This is a genomic window from Arthrobacter sp. zg-Y769 (assembly GCF_020907405.1).
In the GTDB taxonomy this organism is placed as follows: domain Bacteria; phylum Actinomycetota; class Actinomycetes; order Actinomycetales; family Micrococcaceae; genus Arthrobacter_B.
Genome location: NZ_JAJJOE010000014.1, coordinates 118,841 through 143,608, shown reverse-complemented (window position 1 = coordinate 143,608; position 24,768 = coordinate 118,841). Strand labels below are relative to the sequence as shown.

The 24,768-nt window shown below is 67.7% G+C and carries 25 protein-coding genes; 4 read left to right on the top strand and 21 right to left on the bottom strand.

What is annotated here, in order from left to right:
* Positions 1-11 precede the first annotated feature (11 nt).
* The 5 genes from LOC60_RS14255 to LOC60_RS14235 form a co-directional block, all read right to left on the bottom strand.
* Positions 12-656, bottom strand: coding sequence for a hypothetical protein (locus LOC60_RS14255; RefSeq protein WP_230026255.1), 645 nt, complete (start codon positions 654-656; stop codon positions 12-14).
* 198 nt (positions 657-854) lie between these two features.
* Positions 855-2,144 (bottom strand): coiled-coil domain-containing protein, encoded by a 1,290-nt coding sequence (locus LOC60_RS14250; protein ID WP_230026253.1) that lies wholly within the window; start codon positions 2,142-2,144, stop codon positions 855-857.
* 141 nt (positions 2,145-2,285) lie between these two features.
* Positions 2,286-3,161 carry a regulatory protein RecX gene (locus tag LOC60_RS16350; RefSeq protein WP_331460830.1) on the bottom strand — a complete coding sequence of 292 codons (876 nt, stop codon included), beginning with the start codon at positions 3,159-3,161 and terminating at the stop codon, positions 2,286-2,288.
* Positions 3,162-3,384: 223 nt separating this feature from the next.
* Positions 3,385-4,437: a recombinase RecA gene (recA, locus tag LOC60_RS14240; RefSeq protein ID WP_227924507.1), complete on the bottom strand. Its 1,053-nt coding sequence runs from the start codon at positions 4,435-4,437 to the stop codon at positions 3,385-3,387.
* Between the two features lie 234 nt (positions 4,438-4,671).
* On the bottom strand, positions 4,672-4,896 hold the full coding sequence (locus LOC60_RS14235) for a DUF3046 domain-containing protein (protein ID WP_230026251.1): 225 nt from the start codon (positions 4,894-4,896) through the stop codon (positions 4,672-4,674).
* A 104-nt stretch (positions 4,897-5,000) separates the two neighbouring features.
* Here LOC60_RS14235 and LOC60_RS14230 point away from each other — a divergent pair, with 104 nt between their 5' ends.
* Entirely contained in the window at positions 5,001-5,705 is a 705-nt protein-coding gene (locus LOC60_RS14230) for a MarR family winged helix-turn-helix transcriptional regulator (protein WP_230026248.1), read from the top strand.
* 162 nt (positions 5,706-5,867) lie between these two features.
* Here the strand turns inward: LOC60_RS14230 and LOC60_RS14225 are convergent, their stop codons facing one another.
* From LOC60_RS14225 to dapA, 6 genes are all read right to left on the bottom strand, one after another.
* A complete protein-coding gene (locus LOC60_RS14225; protein ID WP_269436632.1) occupies positions 5,868-6,293 on the bottom strand; it encodes a helix-turn-helix domain-containing protein in 426 nt (141 codons plus the stop codon).
* Positions 6,294-6,446: 153 nt separating this feature from the next.
* A complete protein-coding gene (locus LOC60_RS14220) occupies positions 6,447-6,935 on the bottom strand; it encodes a CinA family protein (protein ID WP_230026246.1) in 489 nt (162 codons plus the stop codon).
* The gene (gene pgsA / locus LOC60_RS14215) at positions 6,932-7,522 is read right to left on the bottom strand and encodes a CDP-diacylglycerol--glycerol-3-phosphate 3-phosphatidyltransferase (protein ID WP_442860424.1); all 591 of its coding nucleotides are present in this window, start codon (positions 7,520-7,522) and stop codon (positions 6,932-6,934) included. The genes LOC60_RS14220 and pgsA overlap by 4 nt, the downstream gene beginning before the upstream one ends.
* A gap of 20 nt (positions 7,523-7,542) precedes the next feature.
* Positions 7,543-10,434 carry an FtsK/SpoIIIE family DNA translocase gene (locus tag LOC60_RS14210; protein ID WP_230026242.1) on the bottom strand — a complete coding sequence of 964 codons (2,892 nt, stop codon included), beginning with the start codon at positions 10,432-10,434 and terminating at the stop codon, positions 7,543-7,545.
* Positions 10,435-10,530: 96 nt separating this feature from the next.
* On the bottom strand, positions 10,531-12,222 hold the full coding sequence (locus tag LOC60_RS14205) for a ribonuclease J (RefSeq protein WP_230026240.1): 1,692 nt from the start codon (positions 12,220-12,222) through the stop codon (positions 10,531-10,533).
* Between the two features lie 6 nt (positions 12,223-12,228).
* Positions 12,229-13,146, bottom strand: coding sequence for a 4-hydroxy-tetrahydrodipicolinate synthase (gene dapA, locus LOC60_RS14200; RefSeq protein ID WP_230026238.1), 918 nt, complete (start codon positions 13,144-13,146; stop codon positions 12,229-12,231).
* A 126-nt stretch (positions 13,147-13,272) separates the two neighbouring features.
* Here dapA and LOC60_RS14195 point away from each other — a divergent pair, with 126 nt between their 5' ends.
* Positions 13,273-14,454, top strand: a complete 1,182-nt coding sequence (locus LOC60_RS14195; protein WP_230026236.1) for a heparan-alpha-glucosaminide N-acetyltransferase domain-containing protein — start codon at positions 13,273-13,275, stop codon at positions 14,452-14,454.
* 9 nt (positions 14,455-14,463) lie between these two features.
* Here LOC60_RS14195 and LOC60_RS14190 read toward each other — a convergent pair whose 3' ends face one another.
* The 9 genes from LOC60_RS14190 to modA all read right to left on the bottom strand — a co-directional run bounded on the left by LOC60_RS14190 (position 14,464) and on the right by modA (position 21,747).
* On the bottom strand, positions 14,464-14,952 hold the full coding sequence (locus LOC60_RS14190; protein WP_230026234.1) for a hypothetical protein: 489 nt from the start codon (positions 14,950-14,952) through the stop codon (positions 14,464-14,466).
* A gap of 8 nt (positions 14,953-14,960) precedes the next feature.
* Positions 14,961-15,719, bottom strand: a complete 759-nt coding sequence (gene dapB, locus LOC60_RS14185; RefSeq protein WP_230026232.1) for a 4-hydroxy-tetrahydrodipicolinate reductase — start codon at positions 15,717-15,719, stop codon at positions 14,961-14,963.
* 18 nt (positions 15,720-15,737) lie between these two features.
* The gene (locus LOC60_RS14180; RefSeq protein WP_230026230.1) at positions 15,738-16,175 is read right to left on the bottom strand and encodes a molybdenum cofactor biosynthesis protein MoaE; all 438 of its coding nucleotides are present in this window, start codon (positions 16,173-16,175) and stop codon (positions 15,738-15,740) included.
* Complete coding sequence (locus tag LOC60_RS14175) at positions 16,165-16,656, bottom strand: MogA/MoaB family molybdenum cofactor biosynthesis protein (protein ID WP_230026228.1); 492 nt, start codon at positions 16,654-16,656, stop codon at positions 16,165-16,167. Before LOC60_RS14175 ends, LOC60_RS14180 begins: the two co-directional genes overlap by 11 nt.
* A complete protein-coding gene (moaC, locus tag LOC60_RS14170) occupies positions 16,653-17,078 on the bottom strand; it encodes a cyclic pyranopterin monophosphate synthase MoaC (protein ID WP_230026285.1) in 426 nt (141 codons plus the stop codon). Before moaC ends, LOC60_RS14175 begins: the two co-directional genes overlap by 4 nt.
* A 116-nt stretch (positions 17,079-17,194) precedes the next feature.
* A complete protein-coding gene (locus LOC60_RS14165; RefSeq protein ID WP_230026226.1) occupies positions 17,195-18,499 on the bottom strand; it encodes a molybdopterin molybdotransferase MoeA in 1,305 nt (434 codons plus the stop codon).
* Between the two features lie 41 nt (positions 18,500-18,540).
* Positions 18,541-20,112 carry a molybdopterin-dependent oxidoreductase gene (locus LOC60_RS14160; RefSeq protein ID WP_230026224.1) on the bottom strand — a complete coding sequence of 524 codons (1,572 nt, stop codon included), beginning with the start codon at positions 20,110-20,112 and terminating at the stop codon, positions 18,541-18,543.
* Positions 20,109-20,954 (bottom strand): molybdate ABC transporter permease subunit, encoded by an 846-nt coding sequence (locus tag LOC60_RS14155; protein ID WP_230026223.1) that lies wholly within the window; start codon positions 20,952-20,954, stop codon positions 20,109-20,111. The genes LOC60_RS14160 and LOC60_RS14155 overlap by 4 nt, the downstream gene beginning before the upstream one ends.
* 1 nt (position 20,955) lies before the next feature.
* Positions 20,956-21,747, bottom strand: coding sequence for a molybdate ABC transporter substrate-binding protein (gene modA, locus LOC60_RS14150; RefSeq protein WP_230026221.1), 792 nt, complete (start codon positions 21,745-21,747; stop codon positions 20,956-20,958).
* Positions 21,748-21,785: 38 nt separating this feature from the next.
* Between modA and moaA the strand changes: the two genes are divergently transcribed.
* Together moaA and LOC60_RS14140 are read left to right on the top strand one after the other, a co-directional pair.
* Positions 21,786-22,943 carry a GTP 3',8-cyclase MoaA gene (gene moaA, locus LOC60_RS14145; protein WP_269440215.1) on the top strand — a complete coding sequence of 386 codons (1,158 nt, stop codon included), beginning with the start codon at positions 21,786-21,788 and terminating at the stop codon, positions 22,941-22,943.
* Positions 22,944-23,204 carry a MoaD/ThiS family protein gene (locus LOC60_RS14140; protein WP_230026219.1) on the top strand — a complete coding sequence of 87 codons (261 nt, stop codon included), beginning with the start codon at positions 22,944-22,946 and terminating at the stop codon, positions 23,202-23,204. It begins immediately after the preceding gene.
* Between the two features lie 21 nt (positions 23,205-23,225).
* Here LOC60_RS14140 and LOC60_RS14135 read toward each other — a convergent pair whose 3' ends face one another.
* Entirely contained in the window at positions 23,226-24,758 is a 1,533-nt protein-coding gene (locus LOC60_RS14135; protein WP_230026217.1) for an acyl-CoA synthetase, read from the bottom strand.
* Between the last annotated feature and the right edge of the window lie 10 nt (positions 24,759-24,768).

The window sequence follows — 24,768 nt, the reverse complement described above, 5'->3', positions numbered from 1 at the left end:
GCAGTTTTTTCCTAATACCAGTTATTGGCGTAGTGGAAAGTGAGTGCGGTGCAGGGGCTGCCGTAGCGCGAGGCAATGTAATCCAAGCCCCAGTTGATCTGCGTGGCGTGGCTGACTTTCCAGTCGGCTCCGGCAACTGCCATCTTTTCGGCCGGGAGGGACTGCGCAATCCCGTAGGCACCGCTGCTGGGATTGACCGCGCTGGTCAGCCATTCCGATTCCTTGGTCCAGAGCGTGTCCAGGCAGGTCAGCTGGGCTGCATCCCAGCCACGGGCGGGCAGGGCCGATGCCGCGTAGGCCCTGGCTGCTGCGGGGTCATCCACGGGAACCGCGGCACGGGCTGCGGCTTCCTCGGCGGCCTTCGCCGCTGCAGCTTCCTCCGCGGCCTTCCGGGCTGCGGCCTCCTCGGCCGCCTTCGCCGCAGCGGCCTCCGCCGCAGCCTGCGCGGCCTGCGCTGCGGCGCCTGCCCCGGCTCCGTTCGCTGCTTCCTTCGGCTCAGCCTGCCTATCGGGACCGGCCTCCGGCTGGCCTCCCGGGTCCCCCGGAGCGTCGTAGCCGGCGAGGGGCGAATCGGCAAGGTTCACCAGCTGGATACCTGCAGTGGCGCGCAGGTTGGCTCCGGCAGTACCGAGGGAAGCACCGCATACCCCTGCCACGGCAACTGAACCAAGGGCGGTAGCGGCGCCCAGGTGAAGACGCCGACGGCGTCGCCGGGCTCGCCGGATGCGGGTTAGGTCACGTCGGGAGAAAGTAGGTGAGCTCACAAGCGCAGGACGATACCGGGTTTCCCGGGAAAAGTCACAAAAGCGTAACGACACAGTTGATGGGGACCGGGCAGCGCGTCGGCCGCGGATTCAGTACCAGTTGTTCCGCTGCCAGAACCCGTAGGCGGCACACGGCGACCCGTAGCGGGACCTGATGTAGTCCAGTCCCCAGTTGACCTGGGTCCGGTAATTGGTCTGCCAGTCCGAGCCGTGGCTGGACATATTGCTTCCCGGAAGGGACTGCGGGATGCCGTAGGCGTCGCTGTAGGGGTTGTCGGCGCTGGTCCGCCAGTTGGATTCGTGGTTCCAGAGGATGACCAGGCAGCGGAACTCGTTGGGGTCCCAGCCGTAGTTGACCATGCGTCCCGACGCATAGTTCTGCGCACCCGCCGGGTCATCCACCGGCTGTGCGGGAGCCGGTGCGGGAGCCGGCTGCGGCGCAGGTGCCGGTCCGGGAGCAGGTGCCGGTCCGGGAGCGGGAGCGGGTGCCGGCCGCGGCGCGGGTGCCGGTGCCGGTGCGGGTGCCGCTCCCGGGGGCAGTGTGCCGGGCGCCTCCGGTGCATTGCCCGCAGGCGGGCCGGCCTGCGGTGAATTTTCCGCCGCTCGTTCCCCGGCGTCATGCTGTTCCTCGAAGGCCTTTTCGGCGGCCAGCCCCCGGAGCCGGGCCTCCTCTGCCGCGGCCGTGCTGCCGCGCAGGTCCGCGAGCTGGGCAAGCAGCACCGCCTTCCGTGCCTCTTCCTCTTCCACTGCCTTGCCCGCGGCCGCCGCGGAGGCTCCTGCGTCCTCCAGCGCCTTTTCCGCTTCGGCGGCAAGGTCGGCCCGTGCGTTCCGAGCCTGTTGTTCCTGTTCTCCGAATCCGGCAGCTACTTTTTCAGACGCCATAGCCTCCGCATACAGGTTCCCGGCCCGCGACGAGACCCTGTCCATCAAATCCGCACCGTGAAGCGCGTCCGCCGATGCATCGGTGTCGAGGAGCATCAGGGTCATACTGTCGGAGGCTGTACCGCCGGACTTGTAGGTTTGGGCGGCGAGGCCGGCCACCTGGCGCATGAGCCCGGCTGAATACTGTGCAGCTGCCTCTCTTTGCGCGGTAAGCGACTCGAGTTCCTTGTCGCTGGCGGCAAGGGCATCCCTGGCCGCGTTGTAGCGGTTGGTCGCCTCGACCGCGGCATCACCCAGGGTGCCGGCGTCCTCGCGCAGATCGGTCAGCAAACCTTCCAGCTTGTCGGCTTCAGCAGCCTTGGCCGACTCGGACGATTTTGCCTGCCGGACATCCTCCCAGGACGGATAGGGATCAGCGGCGACGCTGGGAACCGCCGTAAGTACGGCCAGTACCCCGGTAAGGAAAAACGCAGCGAGCGGAACCGATCGCGTCCGCAATGGAGCGAATCGACCTGAGAAATGCAACATGGGCCCCGCCAACCTCATCTTTAACATGGTTGGGACAGCATACGATACGGCGCGGCGGATTGACACCACGGCAGATAAGGCTGCTTGGGCGGGTGTCCGGTCCGGCAATGGTCAGACGGAGTCGCCCCTGGCGTCCCTTGCTTCGCTGATCACTTCAGCCGCTACCCGGAAGCCCAGCGAGGGCGAATAGCCCTTCCGGGCCAGCATCCCCACCAGCCGGCGGGTCTGTTTGTCGCGCACGGCCCGGTCGGAAAGATCGGCGGACGCCTGGAGCTTTTTCCTTGCCAGGGCACGGGCCGCCTCGAGTTCGTCGTCGGCACTGAGCTGCTCAAGCGCCTCCGCCGCGAGATCCGGTGCAATGCCCTTTTCGGCCAATTCACGCTGCAGTGCGCCACGGGCGAGGGACTTGCTTTGGGACCTGCTGCGGACCCACAGCCGGGCAAACTCTGCATCATCCACGAGCTGCACTTCTTCGAAGCGGTCAAGGACGGCAGCAGCGGCATCGGACGGAATCTCCCGTTCCGCAAGCTTGGTTTCCAGCTGCCGGCGGCTTTTAGGTGAGGCCGTGAGCTGACGCAGGACGATCGCTTTTGCCTCTGCGTATGCTTCCTCGGGGGTCAGCGGTTCGGTTTCCTCCGGTGCGTCCGGCCCCTGGGGCTCCTGCTGTCCCCAACCCTGCCGCCTCCGGCCGGGCTTCTTCCCGCGTTGCTTCGGGCCGGTCCCGCCCTCGCCGGCCTCGGTCCACGGTTCATCGGCGGGAGCTTCCTCGCCGAACCCGTCTTCCTTGAAGGTGTTCTTCGCACTGGCGGGCAGTTTCCGCCGGCGGGCCGGCTTGGCAGCACCGGTGCCGCCGTCCACCTGTGCCGGGGGAACTGCACTGCCGGCTGGGGCCTGCGCTCCGGCGGCCTCGGTTGCCGCCGTCCCCGCCTTGATGTCGGCGAGCCGCTGCTTCAACTCCGCGAGGGTCTCTTGCTGCGAGGTATCCATAAGTACCCGATCCAGGGACTCTGCTCCCTTTTTACTCCCCGGACTTCCACTTCCCGGACTTCCACTTCCCGGACTTCCACTCCCCCGCTTTCACTCCCCGTGTCGCCGTGGAGAGCGGCTGCGCCCTAACCCGCCGTTTCGGACGGGAAGCCGCACCCTTGCGGGAGCGGCTTCCCTGGTCCAGGTATCCCGGGACAGGTATCCCGGGACAGCGGGCCGGCTGCTAGGAGTCCTTTCCGACTGCCTTCAGCTTGGGTGCCGCAGGCTCTTCGGCAGCAGGAACACCGATCCCGAGCTTTTCGCGGATACGCCGCTCCAGCTCATCTGCCAGATCGGGATTGTCCTTCAGGAAGTTACGGGAGTTTTCCTTGCCCTGCCCCAGCTGGTCCCCGTCATAGGTGAACCAGGCGCCGGACTTCTTGACCAGGCCGTGTTCCACGCCCATATCGATGAGTCCGCCCTCGCGGGAAATGCCGACGCCGTACATGATGTCGAACTCGGCCTGCTTGAAGGGCGGAGCCATCTTGTTCTTGACGATCTTGGCACGCGTACGGTTACCGACCGGGTTGGTGCCTTCCTTCAGTGTCTCGATACGACGGACGTCGATGCGGACGGAAGCATAGAACTTCAGGGCCTTGCCACCGGTGGTGGTTTCCGGGCTGCCGAAGAACACGCCGATCTTTTCACGCAGCTGGTTGATGAAGATGGCGGTGGTGTTCGTGTGGCTCAGCCGGCCTGCGATCTTACGCAGGGCCTGGCTCATCAGGCGGGCCTGCAGGCCCACGTGGCTGTCGCCCATGTCGCCTTCGATTTCGGCACGCGGAACCAGTGCGGCAACGGAGTCAATGACCACGACATCGACCGATCCGGACCCGATCAGCATGTCCATGATTTCCAGGGCCTGCTCGCCGGTGTCCGGCTGCGAAACCAGCAGCGAGTCCGTATCCACGCCGAGCTTGGCTGCGTAGATGGGGTCCAGGGCATGCTCGGCGTCGATGAACGCGGCGATGCCGCCGTTCTTCTGCGCATTGGCGACAACGTGCAGCGCCAGGGTGGTCTTACCGGAGGATTCCGGACCGTAGATCTCCACCACGCGGCCGCGCGGCAGGCCGCCGATGCCCAGCGCCACATCCAACGCGACGGAGCTGGTGGAAATGGTTTCGGCGGGGGCGCGCACTTCGTCGCCCAGGCGCATGATTGAACCCTTGCCGTATTGCTTGTCGATCTGGGCCAGCGCTGCCTCTAGGGCTTTTGCGCGGTCGGCTGGAGCAGCCATTCTTCACCTCGTGTTGTGGTTGTGGGCGGCCCGTAGGCCGGTCGTCATTTCTTATCTACGACCCTATCCGGCGGCACTGACAAAACGGCTGACCGGAACGTATTACTCATTGACTTGTGGATATCCCCGGGCCGCATCGGCTAGGACCGACCCTGTGTAGGAGCATATCTTTATCCGAACAAATATTCGAATAGCGGCTCCGGCGTGTCCGTATCGCGCGGTCCGGCAGCGGCGCTAGTTTGCTTTGGGCTTGATGTCTCGGCCCAGCCGGCGTTCCTGCGGAACGTCCTGGATATCGCACACCGCAAGCCACACGGACTTAGGCTCCACACCCTTCTCCAACGCCTGCGCAGCGGTGACGCCGCCGAGCTGGCCGAGAACAAGGTCCGCAGCCAGGACCCGCGAGTAGGCCGAGCCGAACTCGTCATCCATAAGCCGCCAGAAATCACTGATACGCATCAATTAATCCTCTCACGCACGAAACACGGCGGCGAACGGGCCGGCGCCGACAAAACCTGATCGTTTCCCGGTGCCTCCGCAGTGCCGCGATCCTACAATGGGGGATGACCGAAACATCCGGTCCCGCCGGTTTCCCCGCCGGCGCCACTCCCCCAACCACGGACCCGGCAGTGGCTGCCGGCAAAGCTGCCGCGCCTGCCCCGCCTGGAGACAGCCAGGGTTCGGCTGGACCCGACGGCGCCGCGGAGTCCGGCAGCGGCCCGGACAAGGACACGGCCATCGAGGACCTTGAGCAGGAACTCAGCGTATTGTGGCGCCGGGCCCGTGCCAGCTCCCACCGGATTGCCAGGGAGGTCCATCCCGATATGGAGCCCTCCGCGTACGGCCTGATGGTCCTGCTCCATCAGCAGGGTCCGCTGCGCCTGACGGATCTCGCGGCAGCGGTAGGCGTGGGCAAGCCTTCGCTCAGCCGGCAGGTCGCCATGCTGCAGGGCCTGGGGCTGGTGGAGAAGCATGCGGATCCGGTGGACGGGCGGGCGCAGCCGATCAATCTCACGGAGTTGGGGGCTGCGCGGCTGGAAGGCACGGCCACCGCGCGCAAGGAGCATTTTCGGCGTACCTGGACGGGCTGGGAATCGGAGGAACTCCATACCTTGGTCCGGTTGCTGCACAAGCTCAACGCCTCTGTCCGGCCCGCCGGTGACCAGCCGGAAGACGAGCCGTCCGCGCCGGAAGGCACCGCACCGGAAAGCACCGCCCCGGACGGCGCCGCCGCGGACGGACCGGGAGGCAGCAGCCGCGGCCCGTAACGGGTCCGGAACGGAACAAACCCCCGCAGGCACCGTGCCTGCGGGGGTTTCCTCTGAAATTCCCAACCCCGACGGTTCAGCGTCAGGGGGTATGTCTATGGGGCAACGCAGTCACTGCGGCCGATTCCGTTCGGCCCGTCACCGCGCTGCGGGTGTGCGGTTTTAGGATGTGCGGGCCAGATCCCGTGCCAGGTCTTCGGGGAATTCGCGGGCGAACTCCCGGGAAAACTCAGACGGAACGGTGTCTGGAATGGCAACGCCTTCGGCGTTTGCCACCCGGTCGCTGACCTCACGGAGCATCAGGGACAGGGGCACATCGAGGGCGCTGCAGATTGAAGACAGAAGTTCGGATGATGCTTCTTTCTGTCCGCGCTCAACCTCGCTGAGGTAGCCGAGAGAGACACGGGCGCTGTGCGACACCTCGCGCAGGGTCCGGCCCTGGCGCTGGCGCACGTCGCGGAGAACATCACCAATCTCGTGACGAAGAACTACCATCTTGCGCTCCTTAGGCTCCCGGTGTGCGTCTTCCGCCAACCCTACATCCCGCCAGCGGATCACGCCGTTCACGGATACGGGTTGCTTAACCATGTGTATCGTCCTGCTCCCTGTGAGTACGGACTGCGGCGGTACCGCAGACTGTCCAAAGATCGTAATAAAAGAACCTTGGCGGTTCCTGATACTAACAACTGATGCCCTGCCGGTTTTGTTCCCGCCGACACGGCATCCGGTCCGGCCGCCGCGCTAGCGGTCTTCCAGCACCGATCCCAGCATGGAGAGTGCTTCGTTGCACGCCGCCGCGCGGATGGCCGTACGGTCCCCCGGGAATAGGAACTCCCGGAAGGAGGTCCCTTCGGAAGTAGCGATCCCCACGAAGACGGTACCAACCGGTTTGCCGTCATGGGCCTGGGGCCCGGCGGCGCCGGTGGTGGACACCCCGACGTCGGCACCAAGAACACGCCGCGCACCTTCCGCCATGTACTCGGCCACCCTGCCGTCAACGGATCCCGCTTCCGCCAGGAGCTCCCCCGGAACCCCGAGGACGGAAAGCTTGACTCCATTTTGGTACGCAACCACTCCCCCCTGCAAAACGGCGGAGGCGCCGGGGACGGACCCCAGTTCGGCACACACCATGCCGGCAGTAAGCGACTCGGCAGTGGCCACGGTCTGCCCGGACCGGCCCGCGGCGGCCAGCACCTCTTCCGCGAGGACGGAAGCCGGCGCCTGGCTCATACGCGTTTGCCCTCGCGGCGCAGCTTGACGGCCTGCAGGACGTAGTCGACGCCGGTGACCACGGTGATCACGAGTGCGGCGGCCATAAGGACGGCTCCGATCCACCAGGCCCAGGCACCCAGCCAGGCGGTCAGCGGAAGCAGGAACACAAAGATGGCGAAGGTCTGGACTACCGTCTTGAGCTTGCCGCCCCTCGAGGCGGCCATAACGCCGTACCTGATGACAACGAAGCGCATCAGCGTGATGCCGAGTTCACGGACGAGGATAACGATGGTGACCCACCACCACAGCTCGCCCAGCAGCGACAGCATCACCAGTGCCGATCCAATCAGCAGCTTGTCCGCTATCGGGTCGGCGATTTTGCCGAAGTCGGTAATCAACCCGCGGCTGCGGGCAATATCGCCGTCGAGCTTGTCGGTGTAGATGGCGACGGCGAAGGTTGCCACGGCGAGCCAGCGGAACAGGCCGTCACGGCCGTCGTCGGACGCAAGGAACCAGATAAACAGCGGAACCATCAGGATCCGCGCCACCGTCAGTGCATTGGCGATATTGAGGGTCGGGACCCTCTCGGTAGGAGAATTGCTCACGTCATCAGCGTAGCGAAGATTCACCGGCCGGTGAGGTTCCATGCGTCTTCGGACCCGTCCGGGTCGTCCACGCCGTCGTGGTACTCGCTTGCCTGCGGCCTGCCCTCCAGGTCGGCGGCGACCAGGTCCACCGGGCCTGACGGGTCGAAGCCGTGGTTGGCGTTCGCATTGTCCGCCAGCGCCGCGGCTCCGGCACCCCCGGACGGTTCCGGAGCTTCGCCCCCGCTGATGGCGGCGAGGGTGGCAGCCAGGTCATCCGGCTTCACCAGCACGTCGCGGGCCTTGGAACCTTCGGACGGGCCCACGACGCCGCGGGATTCGAGCAGGTCCATGAGCCGGCCGGCCTTCGCAAAGCCCACGCGCAGCTTCCGCTGGAGCATGGAGGTCGAACCGAACTGCGTGGTCACCACCAGTTCGGTTGCCTGGAGCAGGACGTCGAGGTCATCGCCGATGTCGTCGTCGATCTGCTTCTTGGGCGCGGTGACCGCCACGTCTTCGCGGTAGACAGCCTGCAGCTGGCCCTTGACGTGCTCAACCACCCGGTGGATCTCGGACTCGGTAACCCAGGCGCCCTGGACACGGATGGGTTTGTTGGAGCCCATCGGCAGGAACAGTGCGTCGCCCTGGCCCAGGAGTTTTTCCGCGCCGGGCTGGTCCAGGACTACGCGGGAGTCGGTGACCGACGAGGTGGCGAAGGCCATGCGGGAGGGAACGTTGGCCTTGATCAGGCCGGTCACGACGTCGACGGAGGGCCGCTGGGTGGCCAGCACCAGGTGGATGCCGGCGGCACGGGCAAGCTGCGTGATGCGCACGATCGAGTCTTCGACGTCGCGAGGGGCGACCATCATGAGGTCGGCCAGCTCGTCTACGATCACCAGCAGGTAGGGGTAGGCCCGGATGACCCGCTTGGAGCCGGCCGGGGGCACCACCTTGCCGTTGCGGACGGCCTTGTTGAAGTCGTCAATGTGCTTGAAACCGAAGTTGGCGAGGTCGTCGTAGCGGGTGTCCATTTCACGGACCACCCACTGCAGCGCCTCCGCGGCCTTCTTCGGATTGGTAATGATCGGGGTGATCAGGTGCGGCACCCCCTCGTACGCGGTCAGTTCCACGCGCTTGGGGTCCACCATCACCATGCGCACCTCGTCCGGCGTGGAGCGCATCAGGATGGACGTGATCATCGAGTTCACGAAGGACGACTTACCGGCACCGGTGGCACCGGCCACCAGCAGGTGGGGCATCTTGGCCAGGTTGGCGACCACGAAACCGCCCTCGACGTCCTTACCGACGCCCATCACCATGGGGTGTTCGGTCTTCCGTGCGGAGTTGGACCGCAGGACATCGCCCAGGGCCACAACCTCCTTGTCGGCATTCGGGATTTCGATACCGATGGCGGACTTGCCGGGGATGGGCGAAAGGATGCGGACGTCGGAGCTGGCCACGGCGTAGGCAATGTTCTTGGACAGCGCCGTGACGCGTTCCACCTTGGTGCCTTCGCCGAGTTCGATCTCGTAGCGGGTGACCGTCGGGCCGCGGGAGAAGCCGGTGACCTTGGCATCCACGTTGAACTGCTCGAGGGTATGCGTCAGCGCCGCGACGACGGCGTCGTTGGCTTCGGAGCGTTCCTTTGCCGGCGGTCCCGGGGGCAGGAAGTCCGACGGCGGCAGGGTATAGGTGATGTCGCCGGAGAGCTGCAGCTGCTCGGTGCGCTGCGGGATGGGGGTGGAAGGGGGCACCGGCTGGACCGGCCGGGAAGGCACGGGGGCAACGGGCGGCACGGCGGCCAGGTTGAGGACCTCGGTGGCGCCCGGAACGGTGCTGATCGCCTCGGTGGGCGGCTCGGCGGACTCGGTTCCGCCGTCGACCGGCAGGCCCTGGTTGCGGCGGATCTTCTGCGTGGCCAGCTCGGACTGCGTGGGACGCCGGACCCCCGGGGGGACGGCAGGTGCAGCCGCGGCAGCGGCGGCTGCCTCTTCTTCTTCATCCTGCAGCAGCGCGCGTTCGAACGCTTCATCACCGGCGAAGCCGTCCTGCGCGGCGGCAGCCTCTGCTTCCTTCTCGCGGCGGCTCTTGCGCGGCTTGCGGACCTTTTCCGGCTTCGGCGTGCCGTAGAGGTAGCTCTGGTCGTGCGCTTCAGGATCATCGGGGTCCAGGTCCTGGCCCATGAGGTGTTCATACAGTGCCCGCAGGCGCAGCGGAATATGGCGGAACGGCGTGGCGGTGACGATCAGGACGCTCACGAACACCAGCAGCGACAGAAGGATCAGCACCGGCCATTGGGTCAGGGCGGCGGACAGCGGCCCGGCGACGAGGAAGCCAACAATGCCGCCGGAGGCCCAGAGCCGGGCAAAACCGTCCGACAGCGCGGGCAGCCCGCCGACAATATGGGTGATTCCGGAGCCGGCCAGCAGCATGATGACCAGGCCGATGCTGATCCTGCTGTTGGCGCGGTGGCGCTCCGGGTAGCGGAACAGGCGTACGGCACCGGTGGTGAGCATAAAGGGCAGCACCACGGCCATCCAGCCGAAGGTTCCGGCGGCACCGGCGTGGATGACGTCCGCGACGGGACCGCGCAGGGCCCACCATTCGACGGTGGCGACCGCAAGGGCAATCAGGATCAGGAAGAAACCGGTGCCGTCACGGCGGATCTCGCGGTCCGGTGAAACATCGGCGCCGAGCTTGCGGACGCCGGCGCCGGCAAGGCGGGAGATGCCCATCCAGGCGCTCTCCACAGCGCGCAGCGGCAGCGGCAGCTGGTCCGGGGGTGCCTGCCGCGACGCGGAGGTCCCCCGGCCTCCGGATCCGCCGCGCGGGTTGGACTTGCCTGATGTCTTGCTTGAGCTGCCGCCGGAGCTCCGGGCCGTTGTCCGGCCGGAGGCACCGCTGCGTGCGGCAGGGGAAGTACGAGTCGCCATACGAGCCACGCTACCCGATGCGGCCTTGGATCCCTTGAATTTACGCGGCCGGGAACGGTTTAAGGACTACTTTCCTTGCCGCGTCACACGGGGAAACTAGGCCTCGACCACTACCGGCACGATCATGGGGCGGCGGCGGAGCCGCCGGTTGACCCAGGTGCCGACGACGCGCCGCACCACCTGCTGCAGCTGGTACGTGGTGTGGTCGGTATTGGAGCGCACCGCCTCTTCCAGCGCGGCACTGATTTTGGGGATGATCTCGTCAAACACCGCGTCCCCCTCGGCAAAGCCGCGGGCATGGATCTCGGGGCCGGAGACAATCGTTCCGGTGCTGCGGTTCACGACGCTGATGATGGAAATGAACCCTTCCTCGCTGAGGATCCGGCGGTCTTTCAGGTCGGTGTCGGTAATCGCGCCGACGCTGGACCCGTCCACGTAGACGAAGCCGCACTCCACTTCCCCGACCACGCGGGCCTTGCCCTCGCGCAGGTCGACCACCGTACCGTCGTCGGCCAGGATGATGTTCTGTTCCGGGACACCGGTGGCGGCGGCCAGCCGGCCGTTGGCGATCAGGTGCCGGGTTTCGCCGTGCACCGGCATGGCGTTTTTCGGCTGCAGGATGTTGTAGCAGTAGAGCAGTTCCCCGGCGGCGGCGTGCCCGGAGACGTGGATTTTCGCGTTGCCCTTGTGGACGACGTCGGCGCCGAGGCGCATCAGCCCGTTGATCACGCGGAAGACGGCGTTTTCGTTGCCCGGAATCAGGGACGAAGCCAGGATGACGGTGTCCCCCTTGCCGATCCGGATACGGTGGTCGCCGTTGGCCATCCGGGACAGGGCCGCCATGGGTTCGCCCTGCGACCCGGTGGACATCAGCACCACCTTGTTGTCCGGCAGGTCGTCGACGTTCTTCAGGTCCACAAGGATGCCCTCGGGCACGTGGAGGTATCCGAGCTTTTCGGCGATGGCCATGTTGCGCACCATGGACCGGCCGACGAAGCAGACGAAGCGGTTGTGCGCGGCGGCGGCGTCGAGGACCTGCTGCACACGGTGGATGTGGGAGGAGAAGGAAGCGACGATGATGCGCTTGTCCACCTTGCCGAACAGTTCCTGCAGCACCGGGCCGATTTCGCGTTCGGCGGTGGTGAACCCGGGGACGTCGGCGTTGGTCGAGTCGGCCATAAACAGGTCCACGCCCTCTTCGCCCAGCCGGGCGAAGGCGCGCAGGTCCGTGATCCGGCCGTCCAGGGGCAGCTGGTCCATCTTGAAGTCGCCGGTGTGCAGCACCGTGCCGGCTTCGGTCCGGATGAACACGGCCAGCGCATCGGGGATGGAGTGGTTGACCGCCACGAATTCGCACTCGAACGGGCCGAGCTGTTCGATCTGCCCCTCGGTGACCGTCAGGGAGAACGGCTTGATGCGGTGTTCCTGCAGCTTCGCTTCCACCAGCGCCAGCGTCAGCTGCGATCCGATCAGCGGAATGTCGTTCTTCAGCCTCAGCAGATAGGGCACCGCCCCGATGTGGTCCTCGTGGCCGTGCGTGAGCACCACGCCGACCACGTCGTCCAGGCGGTCCTCGATGTAGGAGAAGTCCGGCAGGATGAGGTCGACGCCGGGCTGCGTTTCTTCGGGGAAGAGGACACCGCAGTCCACTATGAGCAGCTTGCCGTCGATTTCGAAGACGGCCATGTTCCGGCCGATTTCGCCGAGGCCGCCCAGCGCAACGATCCTCAGGGTTCCCGCCTCCAGCGGCGGCGGGGTGAGCAGGCCGGTGCCGGCGTTTTCGCTCATGGCTGCTTATGCCTCGTTCCGGGAGAAGTCCATGCCGGCCTCGGCCAGATCGGTCAGGATGGTTTCCATTTCGACGGCGTCGGGTGCCACCAGCGGCAGGCGGACGGCAGCCGTGGGGATGACTTTCTGCATCGCCAGGATCTGCTTGGTCGAGACGGTTCCCGGGATGTGGGTCATCACGGCGCGGATTACCGGGTCCAGTTCGAAGTGGATGCGGCGGGCGGTGGCAAAGTCCCCGGCCGCGGCGGCGTCGACCAGTGAGCGGAACTGTGCGGTGGCAACGTGCGCGGAGACGCTGACGACGCCGACGGCTCCGGCGGCCATCCACGGCAGGGTCAGTCCGTCGTCGCCGGCGTAGACATCCAGCGTGGTGTTCGCGAGCACCCGGGTGACCGCAGCGAAGTCTCCCTTTGCGTCCTTCAGTGCCAGGATCCGGGGGTTCTCGGCGAGGCGGAAGATGGTGGAGGTGCTCAGGGCAATACCCGCACGGCCGGGAATGTCGTAGACCATGACCGGCAGGTCGGTCGCGGCGGTGACGGCATCGAAGTGCGCGATCACGCCCGCCTGCGTCGGCTTGTTGTAATACGGGGTAACCACAAGCTGGCCGTCGACGCCGGCGCGCTCGGCGCGGCGGGCCATCTCCACGGAGTGGGACGTGTGGTTGGTGCCGGTTCCGGCAATGACCTTGGCGCGGCCGCCCACCGTTTCGGCGACGACACGGAACAGGTCTTCCTTCTCGCTGTCCTCCAGCGTGGAGGTTTCACCGGTGGTGCCGGAAACCACCAGGCCGTCGCAGCCGTCTTCGACGAGCTTGTTCGCGAGGTAGGCAGTGGCGTCGAAGTCCACTTCCCCGTCCTCGGTGAACGGGGTCACCATGGCGGTGACGAGGGTGCCGAAGGGAAGCGTGCGGTTGTCTGTTTCCATGGGTAAAACGTTACCCGTTAGGCACGGTTTTGGGACAACGTGCTGCCCCGGGGGCGGTTGTTTCCCCGTGCCGGCGGTTCCGGCCGGGTAAAGCCCGCCCCGCGTGGCTGTGAGACGATTCTGTGCATGATCCAACGCCGCCTAACCGGCATCGACGCGGCCCGCGGGATTGCCCTTCTGGGCATGATCGCCACGCACGTGCTGCCGCTCTACCACCAGGAAACCGGCGATCCCACCCTTACCGGGCTGGTGTTCTCCGGCCGGTCCTCGGCATTGTTCGCCGTCGTGGCCGGCGTCGGGCTGGCCCTGCTGACCGGCGGCAGTGAACCCCATGAGGCCAAGGCCGTAGGCCGGGACCGGCGCGGGATTGCGGTGCGTGCGCTCATCATCGCCCTGGTGGGCCTGGCCCTGGGCGGCCTGCAGACCAGCATCGCCATCATTCTCTTCCACTACGCAGTCCTGTTCCTGCTTGCCTTGCCGTTCCTGGGAATGCCGCTGCGCAGGCTTGCGGTCTGGGCCGGGGCCTGGCTGCTCGTCTCCCCCGTGCTCGCCTATCTGGTGCGGGGCTGGCTGCTGGAGAACCTCTCACCGTCGGATATCCAGGGAAACCTGGTCTGGGACTCGTTCCTGACCCCCGCCGCACTGGCAGCGGACGTTTTCGTCACCGGTTTCTATCCGGTACTGCAGTGGCTGAGCTACATCCTGCTGGGCCTGGTGATCGGCCGCCTGACGCTGACGAGCCTGCCGGTGCAGGTAGGGCTCCTCGTGGCCGGGGCGTTCGCTGCGGTGGCCGCAAAGCTCACCTCCTACTATCTGCTCCGTGAGCTGGGCGGGCTCGACGCCCTCACCGCCACGGAGTCCGGGCAGCGGTGGCCCCTGGAACGGATGCTGGAAGTCAATGTCAGTTCGGTGGAGCAGACCGGTTCCTGGTGGTGGCTCGCGCTGGCCGGACCGCATTCGAACACCAGCCTGGACATGCTGCACACCGCAGGCACCTCGGCGGCCGTGCTCGGAATCTGCCTGCTGCTCACGCGTGCACGGCCGCTCCTCCTGCTGCCCCTGTCCGCGGCCGGCGCCATGACGCTCACCCTTTACAGCATGCACGTGTGGGTGATGAGCATCGTGGACCAGCAGAGTCCGCCCCTGGAACCGCTCCCGGTGTACTGGATCCAGGTGACGTTCTTTGTGGTGCTGGCGATCCTGTTCCAGCGCATCGATGCGCGCGGCCCGCTGGAATTGGTCACCTCCGGCGCCTCGCGCCTGGCCCGCGGCAGGGCGGGACGCGCCGCCGCCCCCGCCCGGCGCTAAGCGCGCCGGCTAGTTCTGCGGGCGTGCGCCCCGGGTGCGGCCAAAGAGCCGTCCGGCCTGGCGCATGGTGCGCCGGGCACGGGTACGGTCCCCGGCGGCGTCGTAGGCGCAGGACAACCGGAACCAGCTGCGCCAGTCCTCCGGCGCGGCCTCGGTTTCCGCCTTGTACTGCGGGAACTGGGCGTCCGCGGCTTCGCGCACAATCCGTCCGGCAGGCGTGCGCGGCAGGTCATCCACCGGCAGCCTGCCTTCCTCGGCCAGGATGCGGGCCATCTGCTCGGTCCGGCCGCCGAACATCAGTTCGCGGATGAGGGCCCACGCGCCGATCACCGGCAGCACCAGATAGGCCACACCCATCAGTTTCGCCGAAAGCTCGGGGGCGGTCAGCAGCAGCCAGCCGCGCTGCGCCGAGACCCACAGATAGAAGAAGAGCAGCAGGGTCACCAGGGCCACGCCGAGCTTGGCGCGGTTGGAGAAAAGGCCCGTAAAGAAAGACAACGTGTTCCTTAGTCGTTCAGGTTGAGGTAGCCGTCAAGTCCGACGGTCAGTCCGGGGTGGCCGGCGACCTGCCGCAGGCCCAGCAGGACGCCGGGCATGAAGGAGGCGCGGTCAAAGGAATCGTGCCGGATTCTCAGCTGCTCGCCGGGCCCGCCCAGGAGCACTTCCTGGTGGGCCACCAGGCCGCGCAGGCGGACTGAATGCACGTGCACTCCCTCCACCTCGGCGCCGCGCGCTCCGTCGAGTGCCTTGGCAGTGGCATCCGGAGAGGGTGCCACACCGGCGTCGGCGCGTGCGGCTGCGATCAGCTGGGCGGTCCGCACCGCGGTTCCCGAAGGGGCATCCACCTTGTCCGGGTGGTGCAGTTCGATCAGTTCCACCGATTCGAAGTAGCGGGCGGCCTTGGCGGCGAAGGCGGAGGCCAGCACCGAGCCAAGGGCGAAGTTCGGGGCTATGAGCACACCGGTGCCGGGGGACGTTTCCAGCAGCTCCGCCAGCCGGTCCAGCCGCCCGGCATCCCAGCCGGTGGTGCCCACGACGGCGTGCATCCCGTGTTCGACGGCGAAGCGGACGTTGGCCTCGGTACTGTCCGGAACGGTCAGGTCCACCACGTACTGCGCACCGGCGGAGACAAGGGTTTCCAGCGGATCGGCCCGGCCCAGCGCGGCCACCAGTTCCATGTCTTCGGCGGCCTCGACGGCGGCAACGGCCTCGGAACCCATGCGGCCCGCGGCACCGAGCACCGCTACGGCAAGTTTTTCGCTCATACGCTCCAGATTACCGGCTCAGGGCCGGTCGCTGACGCCCACCCACTCGGTGCTGCCGTCGGTGAAGCCCTGTTCCTTCCAGATGGGCACGTTCGCCTTGACCGTGTCCACCAGTTCGGAGCAGGCAGCAAAGGCGGTGCCGCGGTGGGCCGAGGCAACGGCCGCCACCAGGGCGGCGTCGCCGATGTCCAGGTCTCCGGTGCGGTGCGCCACCCAGATGCGGACGCCGTCGTACCTGGCGGCAATCCCGGCGGCCACGTCGGCGAGCACGCCCTGGGCCGTGGGGTGGGCACTGTAGGCGAGGGCGGTGACGGATTTACCGTCGTCGTGGTTGCGTACAATGCCGCTGAACAGCACCACTGCACCGCAGTCCGGGGACCAGGCGGCGCGTTCTGCCTCGGTGCTGGTCAGCGGCTCCGTGGAGACGGCGGCATGGATAACTTCGCTAGTGTTCACGTTTTCCTTCCAGCTGGCCGCAGATGTGGCCGATGATGGGTTCCAGTACGGCAAGCCCGTCGGCGACTGCGGCCGGGGAACCGGGCAGGTTGACCACGAACGTGCGGCCGGCGGTGCCGGCGAACCCGCGGCTGATGGCGGCCATCGGCGTGGACGCCAGGCCCTTGGCCCGGATGGCTTCCATGACGCCGGGCACCTGGCGGTCCAGGAGCGGTTCGGTGGACTCCGGCGTGACGTCGTCCGGGCTCAGCCCGGTGCCGCCGCTGGTCAGCAGCACCGACGGTTCCAGGGCGAGGATGCGCTGCAGCGACGCGGCTACTTCGACACCGTCGGGCACCACTTCGGCCAGCACAATGTCGTAGCCCAGGGCATACAGCCAGTCCGCAATAAGCGGCCCGCATTCGTCCTGGTACGTGCCGGCAGCGGCACGGGTGGAGGCGATCAGGACCCCGGCCGTCCGGCGGGGGGACGGAGCGCTCACAGCGCCCAGTCTCCGCTTTTGCCGCCGGACTTGGCCAGCACCATGATGTCGGTGATGCGGGCGTGCTTATCCACGGCCTTGATCATGTCGTAAAGCGTCAGCGCGGCGACGGAGGCAGCGGTCAGCGCCTCCATTTCGACGCCGGTGAGTGCCTTGGTCTTCACCGTGGCCTCCACGAGGACGTCGCCCTCCCGCGGGGTGAAGTCCACCGTAACCTTGGTCAGGGGCAGCGGGTGGCACAGCGGGATGAGGTTGGAGGTCTGCTTGGCGGCCATGATGCCGGCCACCCTGGCGACGGCCAGCGCGTCTCCCTTCGGCAGCCCTCCGTCGGCGATCAGGCGGACCACCTCGGCGGTGCTGCGCAGCACGGCCTGCGCTGTGGCCTGCCTCGTGGTTTCGGTCTTGGCGGATACATCCACCATGTGCGCGGAACCGTCCTCGCGGACGTGGGTCAGTCCGGCTGGGTGGAGGTCTTCGGGTTCGGCGCTCACGGCAGGGTCCTTTCGGGGCACGGCGTCCGGGGAAGGACGCTGCTGGGTTATTCCAGTAGTAATACTGTCACTTCCGAGCCGGCCGCGAGGTGCTCGGTGCCCACGGGGACCGAGATCAGCGCGTTGGAGGAGGCCAGGGCATGGACCAGGTGGGATCCCGGTCCGCCTACGGGCTCCACCGTTCCGGCCGTGTACCTGCCCCGGCGGACCTGGTGCTTGCCCGCAGGGCTGCCGAGCGGGGCGGTGAGGCGGGCCGGCACTTCCGCCCGGGGCCACGGCGCCCCGGTGACGGCCGTCAGTGCCGGGCGCAGGAACATTTCGAAGGAGACCAGCGAGCTGACCGGGTTGCCCGGGAAACCCAGGAACGGGACGCCTTCCACCGTGCCGATCCCCTGCGGCCCGCCGGGCTGCATGGCCACGGACAGGAAGTCCACGTCCTGCGCGGCGAGGCCCTGGCGGACCACCTCGTAGGCGCCCTTGCTGATGCCGCCGGAGGTGAGGACCAGGTCCGGGGCGTCCGCAGCAAGATCGGCACGCAGCCGGTCGATGAACTCCTCCGGGGAATCAGCCAGGATCCGGGACCGGAGCACCTCCGCGCCCGCTTCCTCCAGGGAACTGCGGAGCAGGGTGGTGTTTGCGTCGTGGATCTGGCCCGGTCCCAGCGGACGGCCCGGTTCCACGACTTCGTCTCCGGTGGTCAGCAGCAGTACCCGCGGCCGCGCCCGGACGGTGATGCGGTCCAGGCCCAGGGCGGCCAGCAGTCCCAGCTGCAGCGGTCCCAGCAGGGTGCCGGCGGGCAGTGCCGGGGTTCCTGCGCCAATATCGCTGCCTGCCCTGCGGACGAACTGCCCCGCGGGGATATCCGCCGGAACCGCCACGGTGCCTTCTGCTTCCGGCAGGAAGTAGTCGGGCGTGCAGGCCTCGATCGGAACGACGGCGTCTGCCCCCTCGGGCAGCATGGCGCCGGTCATGACCGGTGCGGCTGTGCCGGGCAGCAGCGGCGGCGCTGCCCGTCCGGCAGGGATGGGTGCGGCGATCGCCAGCCGGACGGTACCCGGCGTGCCGGGCCGGTCCCGGGCTGCGGCGAGGTCCGGACTATGGACTGCGTAGCCGTCCATCTGTGAGTTGGTGAAGGGCGGCAGGTTTCCCGGCGCCCGCACCTCTGCCGCGAGGATCCGCCCGGCAGCCGAGGCCAGCGGGATGGTCTCGCGGGCGGGTGGCTGCGCGGCGAACCAGGTCCGCAGGAGGGCCTCAACGGCTTCCCGGTGCGCGGCCACCTGCCGTGGTCCGGTTGCGGACGGAACAGCGGATCCCGGTGCCGGGACACCCTGCGGGGCCGGTTGGACGGACATGTTCCTCCTTGGAATGGTGCGGGCGGGGGCGGGAAAGGACCTTAGCGGGCCGTCACCCGAATTGTATGCAGGCCGGTCGCTCCATCGGGAAGCACCGGCCGTTTTTCGGCCGCCTGCAGCACGCCGTTGGCGTCCACGGCCCGCACCGTGATGTCGTGGCCGCCCGGCGGCAGTTCCACCGTAAGCCGGTACTGCCGCCAGGTATCCGCGGAAATTCCGGGAGCGAGTTCCGCGTCCTGCCAGCCGCCGTCGTCAACGCGCACCTGCACGGCACTAAGGCCGGTGTGCTGCGCCCAGGCCACGCCGGCCACGGTGACCGTGCCGGCGGAGACCGGCGTCCGGCCGGGGACGTCGATGCGTGAGGAGAGCTTGACGGGACCGCGCTCGCCCCAGCCCCGGTCCGTCCAGTAGGCGCTCTCGTCGGCGAACCGGGTGACCCGCAGCTCGGTGACCCACTTGGTCGCGGAAACATATCCGTACAGTCCGGGCACCACGAGCCGGACGGGGAATCCATGCTCCAGCGGCAGCGGTTCCCCGTTCATGCCCACGGCCAGCAGCGAATCCCGGTCATCGGTGAGGGCTTCCAGGGGCGTGGAGGCACTCCAGCCGTCCCGGCTCGTGGAAAGCACCATGTCGGCGCCGGTCCGGACTCCGGCCCGGGCCAGGAGCTCCCGGACAGGCATCCCCAGCCACCGGGCGTTGCCGATCAGGTTCCCGCCCACCTCGTTGGAGACGCAGGCGAGGGTGACGTAGCTTTCCTGCAGCGGCGCAGCGAGCAGTTCCGCGTAGCTAAGTTCCACTTCGCGGTCCACCATGCCGGTGACCCGCAGCCGCCACTCCGCAGGATCGATGAGCGGCACGCTCAGTGCGGTGTCGATCCGGTAAAAGTCCGCGGCGGGCGTGACCAGCGGAGTCAGGCCGTCGACGGTGAGCCGGGCGCCGGCGGGTATCGCGGCCGCGGGCCGGGCCGGAACCGGCAGACGGACCGTTTCCCGCAGGGCCGTCAGCCCCACCTGCCCGCCGCGGGCTATGCCGGCCAGCGCCGCACCAAGCAGGGCCACCGCCGCTCCCCCGCCTACGGAGGCCAGCACCGTGCGGCGGCGGACCGCGGCGTCGTCCTGTGTTGGTGCCGCGTCCAGGTCCCGGATCCGCGCCGCAAGGGCCCTCAGGACCAGGACGGCGACGACGGCGGCGGCTACCGGCGGCAGGACGGCCAGCAGCGAGAACTGCTGCCGGGAGAGGACCGCCGCCAGGCCGGCTGCGCCGAAGAGGCCAAGTACTGCGCTTCCCGAGGGCGGACGGCGCTGTTCCAGGACGCCGGCGGCAACGGCGGCAAGGCCGATGACCAGCCCCATGCCTACCAGCAGTGCTGCCTTATCCGCCGTTCCGAACAGGGCAATCGCTGCGTCTTTGACCGGCCCGGGAACGGCGTCGATGACTACCGAGCCAACGGCGGAAACCGGGGAAAGCGACGGGCTGACGATGGCGGCCAGCAGCTCCCCGGCGGCTACTCCCAGTCCGGCGGCGACCAGCCCTGCGGCAGCCGCCCACCGCCTGGTTGCCGGCCGGAGGCCGCCGGTGCGGCGGGGCGGAACCTGTCCCTGGCCGCTCACCGCGGCAGCAGCCGTCCGGTGGCGACCCGGGCCAGCAGCAGGACCAGCAGGTACAGGGCAATAAGCATCAGGCAGATGCCCAGGGCCGCCTCGGGCTGGTTGGAGTTCAGGCTCAGCTCGATCTGCAGCGGCAGGGTCCGGGTGCTCCCCTCGATGCTCCCGGCAAAGGTGATGGTGGCCCCGTATTCGCCCAGCGAACGGGCGAAGGCCAGCAGGGTGCCGGCAACAATGCCGGGAAGCGCCAGCGGTACGGTGATGTGGCGCAGGATTGCGGTGGGACCGGCCCCGGAGGTGGCGGCTGCCATTTCGAGGTCGCGGTCCACCGCCGACAGGCTGTTCAGGGACGCCACCACGAAGAAGGGCAGGGAGACGAACACCTGGACAATAACGACGGCGGCCGGCGAGTACCCCACGTCCAGGCCCACCGTGCCCAGCAGCTTCCCGGCGATCCCCTGCCGGCCCCAGAAATACAGCAGGGCAATACCGGAGACCACGGGTGAGAGCACCAGCGGGATCAGCAGGATCCCGCGCATCAGCTGGATCCACGGCCCCTCGAGCTTGCTGAGCAGCACGGCCAGCGGCAGCCCCAGCAGGACGCAGAGCAGCGTGGACGCGGCGGACGTCGCCAGGGAGAGCCCCAGCGCCGTGCGGGCGGTGTCGGTGCCCAACAGGTCCGGCAAGCCGGTCCAGGGGACGTTCAGCAGCAGCGCAGCAACCGGTCCGGCGCAGAGGAGCAGGGCAATTCCGGCAGGTATCCACAGCCAGCCGGGGGTGGTGGCGCGCGCCTCGCGGCTCAGGGCGGACGTTGATCCGGACGCCGGTGCACGGAGGGTTTCGGACATCCTAGGGGGCATCGGTGTTCCCCGGGTCCGCGGGGCCGAACCCTGCCTCGGCGAGGATGCCTGCCGCTTCCGGACCCGTAAGCCACTCGTAAAACGCTGTTGCCTCGGTGTTGCCGGCCCCTTCGACGGTCAGCGCCGCCGGGTACCGGTTGGGTTCGGGGTCCTCCAGCGGCAGGTGGGTCACGCCGGTCCCCGCAGCGGCCAGGGCATCGGTCCGGTAGACAAACCCGGCGTCGGCCTGGCCGCTGGAGACCTTGGTCAGCACCGACCTCGCACTGTCTTCCAGGCTCGGTGCCGGCACGGACACGCCGGCGGCATCCAGTACCCGTTCCGCGGCCCGGCCGCACGGTACGGAAGGGGCGCACAGGGCAGCACGCACGCCGTCGGACGCAACATCGCGTAACACTCTGATCCCGGCAGGGTTGCCCGCGGCAAGGGCCAGCACCAGCGGGTTGGTGGCCAGCACCGTCTCGCGGTCCAGCCCGTTCCGCAGGGGTTTCAGCGCCTCGAGGTCGGCGGTAATCACCACGTCCGCCTTCGCGCCGGACTGCAGCTGCGCCACGAGCTGGCTGCTGGAGCCGACGTTGATGCGCAGGCGCCCGCCGCCGTCGTACTGAGCATTCAGGGTCTCCACCACGTCCGTAAGCGAGGACGCCGCAAAGACGGTAATCCCGTCCCCGCCGCGGTTGGCAGTATCGGTGGATCCGGTGGAGGCGCATGCTGCTGTAGAAGCGGCAAGGACCACCACGGCGCACGCTGCCAGGGTCCGGCGGACCCGGAGAACAAAGCGCATTAATAGAGCCTAACTGTGAAAGGGCGTAACCTCGAGGAATGGGAACACAGCTGGGAAGAATCAGCCCTTCCCCCAGTACATCAGAAATCAGCGCAGCGGAGGCCCCGGCGGCCGGGGGTTCTTCCGCTCTACCCCTGCCCCCTCCCGCGTCGCCGCTCGCGCTTACCCCCGCTGACGGGCTGCTGGACCGCTACGGCCGGCGCGCCACCGACATGCGGCTGTCCCTGACGGATAAATGCAACCTGCGCTGCACGTACTGCATGCCCGCGGAAGGACTCGACTGGCTGGCGCGGGACAAGGTACTGGCAAGGGATGAAATTATCCGCCTCGTCCGCCTTGGCGTGGACCGGCTGGGTGTGCGGGAGCTTCGCCTGACCGGCGGTGAGCCGCTGGTGCGTGCGGATCTGGTGGACATCGTGGCCGGCATCCGTGCCAACCACCCGGAGCTGCCCATCTCCCTGACCACCAACGGCCTCGGCCTGGACAAGAAGGCCCAGGCCCTCAAGGACGCCGGCCTGACCCGGATCAATGTGTCCCTGGATTCCCTGCACCCGGACACGTTTGCCCAGCTCACCCGCCGCCCGTTCCTGGACCGGGTGCTGCGCGGCGTGGAGGAAGCCGCCCGCGTGGGCCTGGGGCTGGTGAAGATCAACGCCGTGCTGATGCGCGGCATCAACGACGCCGAGGCACCCGACCTGCTGGAGTGGGCGGTCAGCCGCGGCTTCGAACTGCGGTTCATCGAGCAGATGCCGCTGGACGCCGACCACGGCTGGACCCGCGACGGGATGATCACGGCCCTGGAGATGCGAACGCTGCTGGAACGGGACTTCGTGCTGACGCCGGACCCCCGGGAGCGCGGCGGCGCCCCCGCCCAGCGGTGGGAGGTACGCCGGAATGCGGATCCGGCAACCGTCGTCGGGACGGTGGGCATTATTGCCTCCGTCACCGAACCCTTCTGCGCCGAGTGCGTCCGCACCCGGATCACGGCAGAGGGGAAAGTGCGCAGCTGCCTGTTCTCCCACGAGGAAACGGACCTGCTGGCGCTGCTGCGCAGCGGTGTGGACGACGACGCCGTCGTCCGCCGCTGGCAGGAAGCCATGTGGGGCAAGCCCAAGGCCCACGGCATGGGCCACGCCGGACTCGGCGACTCCGACTATGTCCAGCCCGAACGAACCATGAGCGCGATAGGCGGCTAAGTGCTGATCCGATACTTCGGCGCTGCGAAGGCAGCAGCCGGCACAGAAGAAGAACACCTGGATGAGGGGCCGCTGACGCTGGCCGAGCTGGCGGAAAAGCTTGCCGCCCGGTACCCGTCACAGGGGAACGGCGTCCCGGCGCTGGCCACGGTGATTGCGCGCAGTACGTTCCTGGTCAATGAAACCGCCGCCCGGAATCCCGATCTGCTGCTGCAGGCGGACGACGTGGTGGACATCCTGCCGCCCTTCGCCGGCGGCTAGGCACGATTTTGCCGGGCATGCTCATCCGGAAACTCCCCGGCGGCTGCGCAGCTCCGTCTTGAGCAGTTTGCCGGTGGAGGTGCGGGGCATCTGGTCGATGAACTCGATGTACTTAGGGATCTTGAACCGGGACAGGACAGGAGCCACCGCCTTGCGAATGTCCTCACCGCTCATGATCCCAACGCGTTGATCGGGCACAATGAATGCCTTGCCGACTTCGCCCCATCGTTCGTCGGGCACCCCGACGACGGCCGCTTCGACGACACCGGGGACGTCCAGCAACGCTGTCTCCACCTCCGCCGGGTACACGTTCTCTCCGCCGGAAACATACATGTCCTTGTACCGGTCCCTGATCCAGTAATAGCCCTCTTCATCCATCTCCGCTGCGTCCCCGGTGCAGAACCAGCCTCCGGTAAACGCCGCAGCGGTGGCTTCGGGGCGTTGCCAATACTCGTGAATCACGTTGGGTCCCAGAGTCTGGATTTCCCCAATCTCCCCCGGACGTGCAGGCTCACCGCCCGGAGCGACGATGCGCACATCGACGAGGAACTGCGGCCTGCCGGCGGAGCCGGCCTTGCGGATCCCGTCTCCGGCGTTCAGCTTGAGCACCGCCGGAGCTGTTTCGGTCAGACCGTAGCCCTGCTGGACAGCCACGTCCCGCTCAGCCCAGCTGCGCAGGATGCGTTCGGGTACAGGTGCCCCGCCGACGACGATATTCCGCAGCGATGACAGGTCTGTGGTACTGAACAGGCGATGGTGGGCCAGGGCATCGAGCATCGCCGGCACCGCGAACATGCTGGTCACCCCTCGATCCTGGATTGCCGAGAAGATGGCTTCCGGCTCCACCCGCCGGTGCACCACGATTGTGCCGCCTTTGAGGAAGGTCGGCAGCACGAGCCCGTTGAGCCCGGCGATGTGGAACAACGGGGCTGCCGCGAGGCACACCTCGTCAGGACGGATGTCCGAATCGATGAGGACATTGATGTCATTGAAGAACAGGTTGCCGTGAGTAAGCAGCGCACCCTTGGGCCGGCCGGTAGTGCCGGAGGTATACATCAGCACCGCCGGATCCTCCAGGCCGCAGTTGACCTCCGGCACCGGCCGTGAATCAGCCGGCAGCTGTCCGTATGCAGCTCCTGCCGTCCCGGTGCCGTCGATGTCCACCAGGACACCGGCGGGGATCCTCCCGGCGATCATCCTGGCGGCTTCGGCCTGCTCCCGTCCGAAGAACAGCACGAGCGCACCGCTGTCCTTCAGGATATATTCCGCCTCTGCGGGCGCCAGGCGGGCGTTGACCAGCACGGAGACCGCCCCGATCCGCGTAGTGGCGAACAAGGTCTCGAGCAGTGCCGTATGGTTTACGCCCCAGTAGGCCACCCGGTCACCCGGACCGACCCCTTGACTGGCCAGCCAGGCAGAGAGTGCCTCCACCCGAGCAGCGAATTGTGCGAATGTCAGCGCTGTGCCCTCGAACTCCACTGCAACCCGATCGGGGCTCAGCATCGCACGCCGGCGCGGCCAGGACCCGATTCCTAAGTTCTGAAGGCTGGGCATGTCGTGTGTC

Excerpts from the sequence above, each read along its gene's own strand:
- LOC60_RS14235 (WP_230026251.1), bottom strand. The coding sequence starts at position 4,896 with ATGCGTATCAGTGATTTCTGGCGGCTTATGGATGACGAGTTCGGCTCG.
- LOC60_RS14155 (WP_230026223.1), bottom strand. The coding sequence starts at position 20,954 with ATGTCCGAAACCCTCCGTGCACCGGCGTCCGGATCAACGTCCGCCCTG.
- moaA (WP_269440215.1), top strand. The coding sequence starts at position 21,786 with ATGGGAACACAGCTGGGAAGAATCAGCCCTTCCCCCAGTACATCAGAA.
- modA (WP_230026221.1), bottom strand. The coding sequence starts at position 21,747 with ATGCGCTTTGTTCTCCGGGTCCGCCGGACCCTGGCAGCGTGCGCCGTG.
- LOC60_RS14135 (WP_230026217.1), bottom strand. The coding sequence starts at position 24,758 with ATGCCCAGCCTTCAGAACTTAGGAATCGGGTCCTGGCCGCGCCGGCGT.
- LOC60_RS14225 (WP_269436632.1), bottom strand. The coding sequence starts at position 6,293 with ATGGTTAAGCAACCCGTATCCGTGAACGGCGTGATCCGCTGGCGGGAT.
- dapA (WP_230026238.1), bottom strand. The coding sequence starts at position 13,146 with ATGGAAACAGACAACCGCACGCTTCCCTTCGGCACCCTCGTCACCGCC.
- LOC60_RS14210 (WP_230026242.1), bottom strand. The coding sequence starts at position 10,434 with ATGGCGACTCGTACTTCCCCTGCCGCACGCAGCGGTGCCTCCGGCCGG.
- moaC (WP_230026285.1), bottom strand. The coding sequence starts at position 17,078 with ATGGTGGATGTATCCGCCAAGACCGAAACCACGAGGCAGGCCACAGCG.
- LOC60_RS14195 (WP_230026236.1), top strand. The coding sequence starts at position 13,273 with ATGATCCAACGCCGCCTAACCGGCATCGACGCGGCCCGCGGGATTGCC.
- LOC60_RS14230 (WP_230026248.1), top strand. The coding sequence starts at position 5,001 with ATGACCGAAACATCCGGTCCCGCCGGTTTCCCCGCCGGCGCCACTCCC.
- dapB (WP_230026232.1), bottom strand. The coding sequence starts at position 15,719 with ATGAGCGAAAAACTTGCCGTAGCGGTGCTCGGTGCCGCGGGCCGCATG.
- LOC60_RS14165 (WP_230026226.1), bottom strand. The coding sequence starts at position 18,499 with ATGTCCGTCCAACCGGCCCCGCAGGGTGTCCCGGCACCGGGATCCGCT.
- LOC60_RS14205 (WP_230026240.1), bottom strand. The coding sequence starts at position 12,222 with ATGAGCGAAAACGCCGGCACCGGCCTGCTCACCCCGCCGCCGCTGGAG.
- LOC60_RS16350 (WP_331460830.1), bottom strand. The coding sequence starts at position 3,161 with ATGGATACCTCGCAGCAAGAGACCCTCGCGGAGTTGAAGCAGCGGCTC.
- LOC60_RS14220 (WP_230026246.1), bottom strand. The coding sequence starts at position 6,935 with ATGAGCCAGGCGCCGGCTTCCGTCCTCGCGGAAGAGGTGCTGGCCGCC.
- recA (WP_227924507.1), bottom strand. The coding sequence starts at position 4,437 with ATGGCTGCTCCAGCCGACCGCGCAAAAGCCCTAGAGGCAGCGCTGGCC.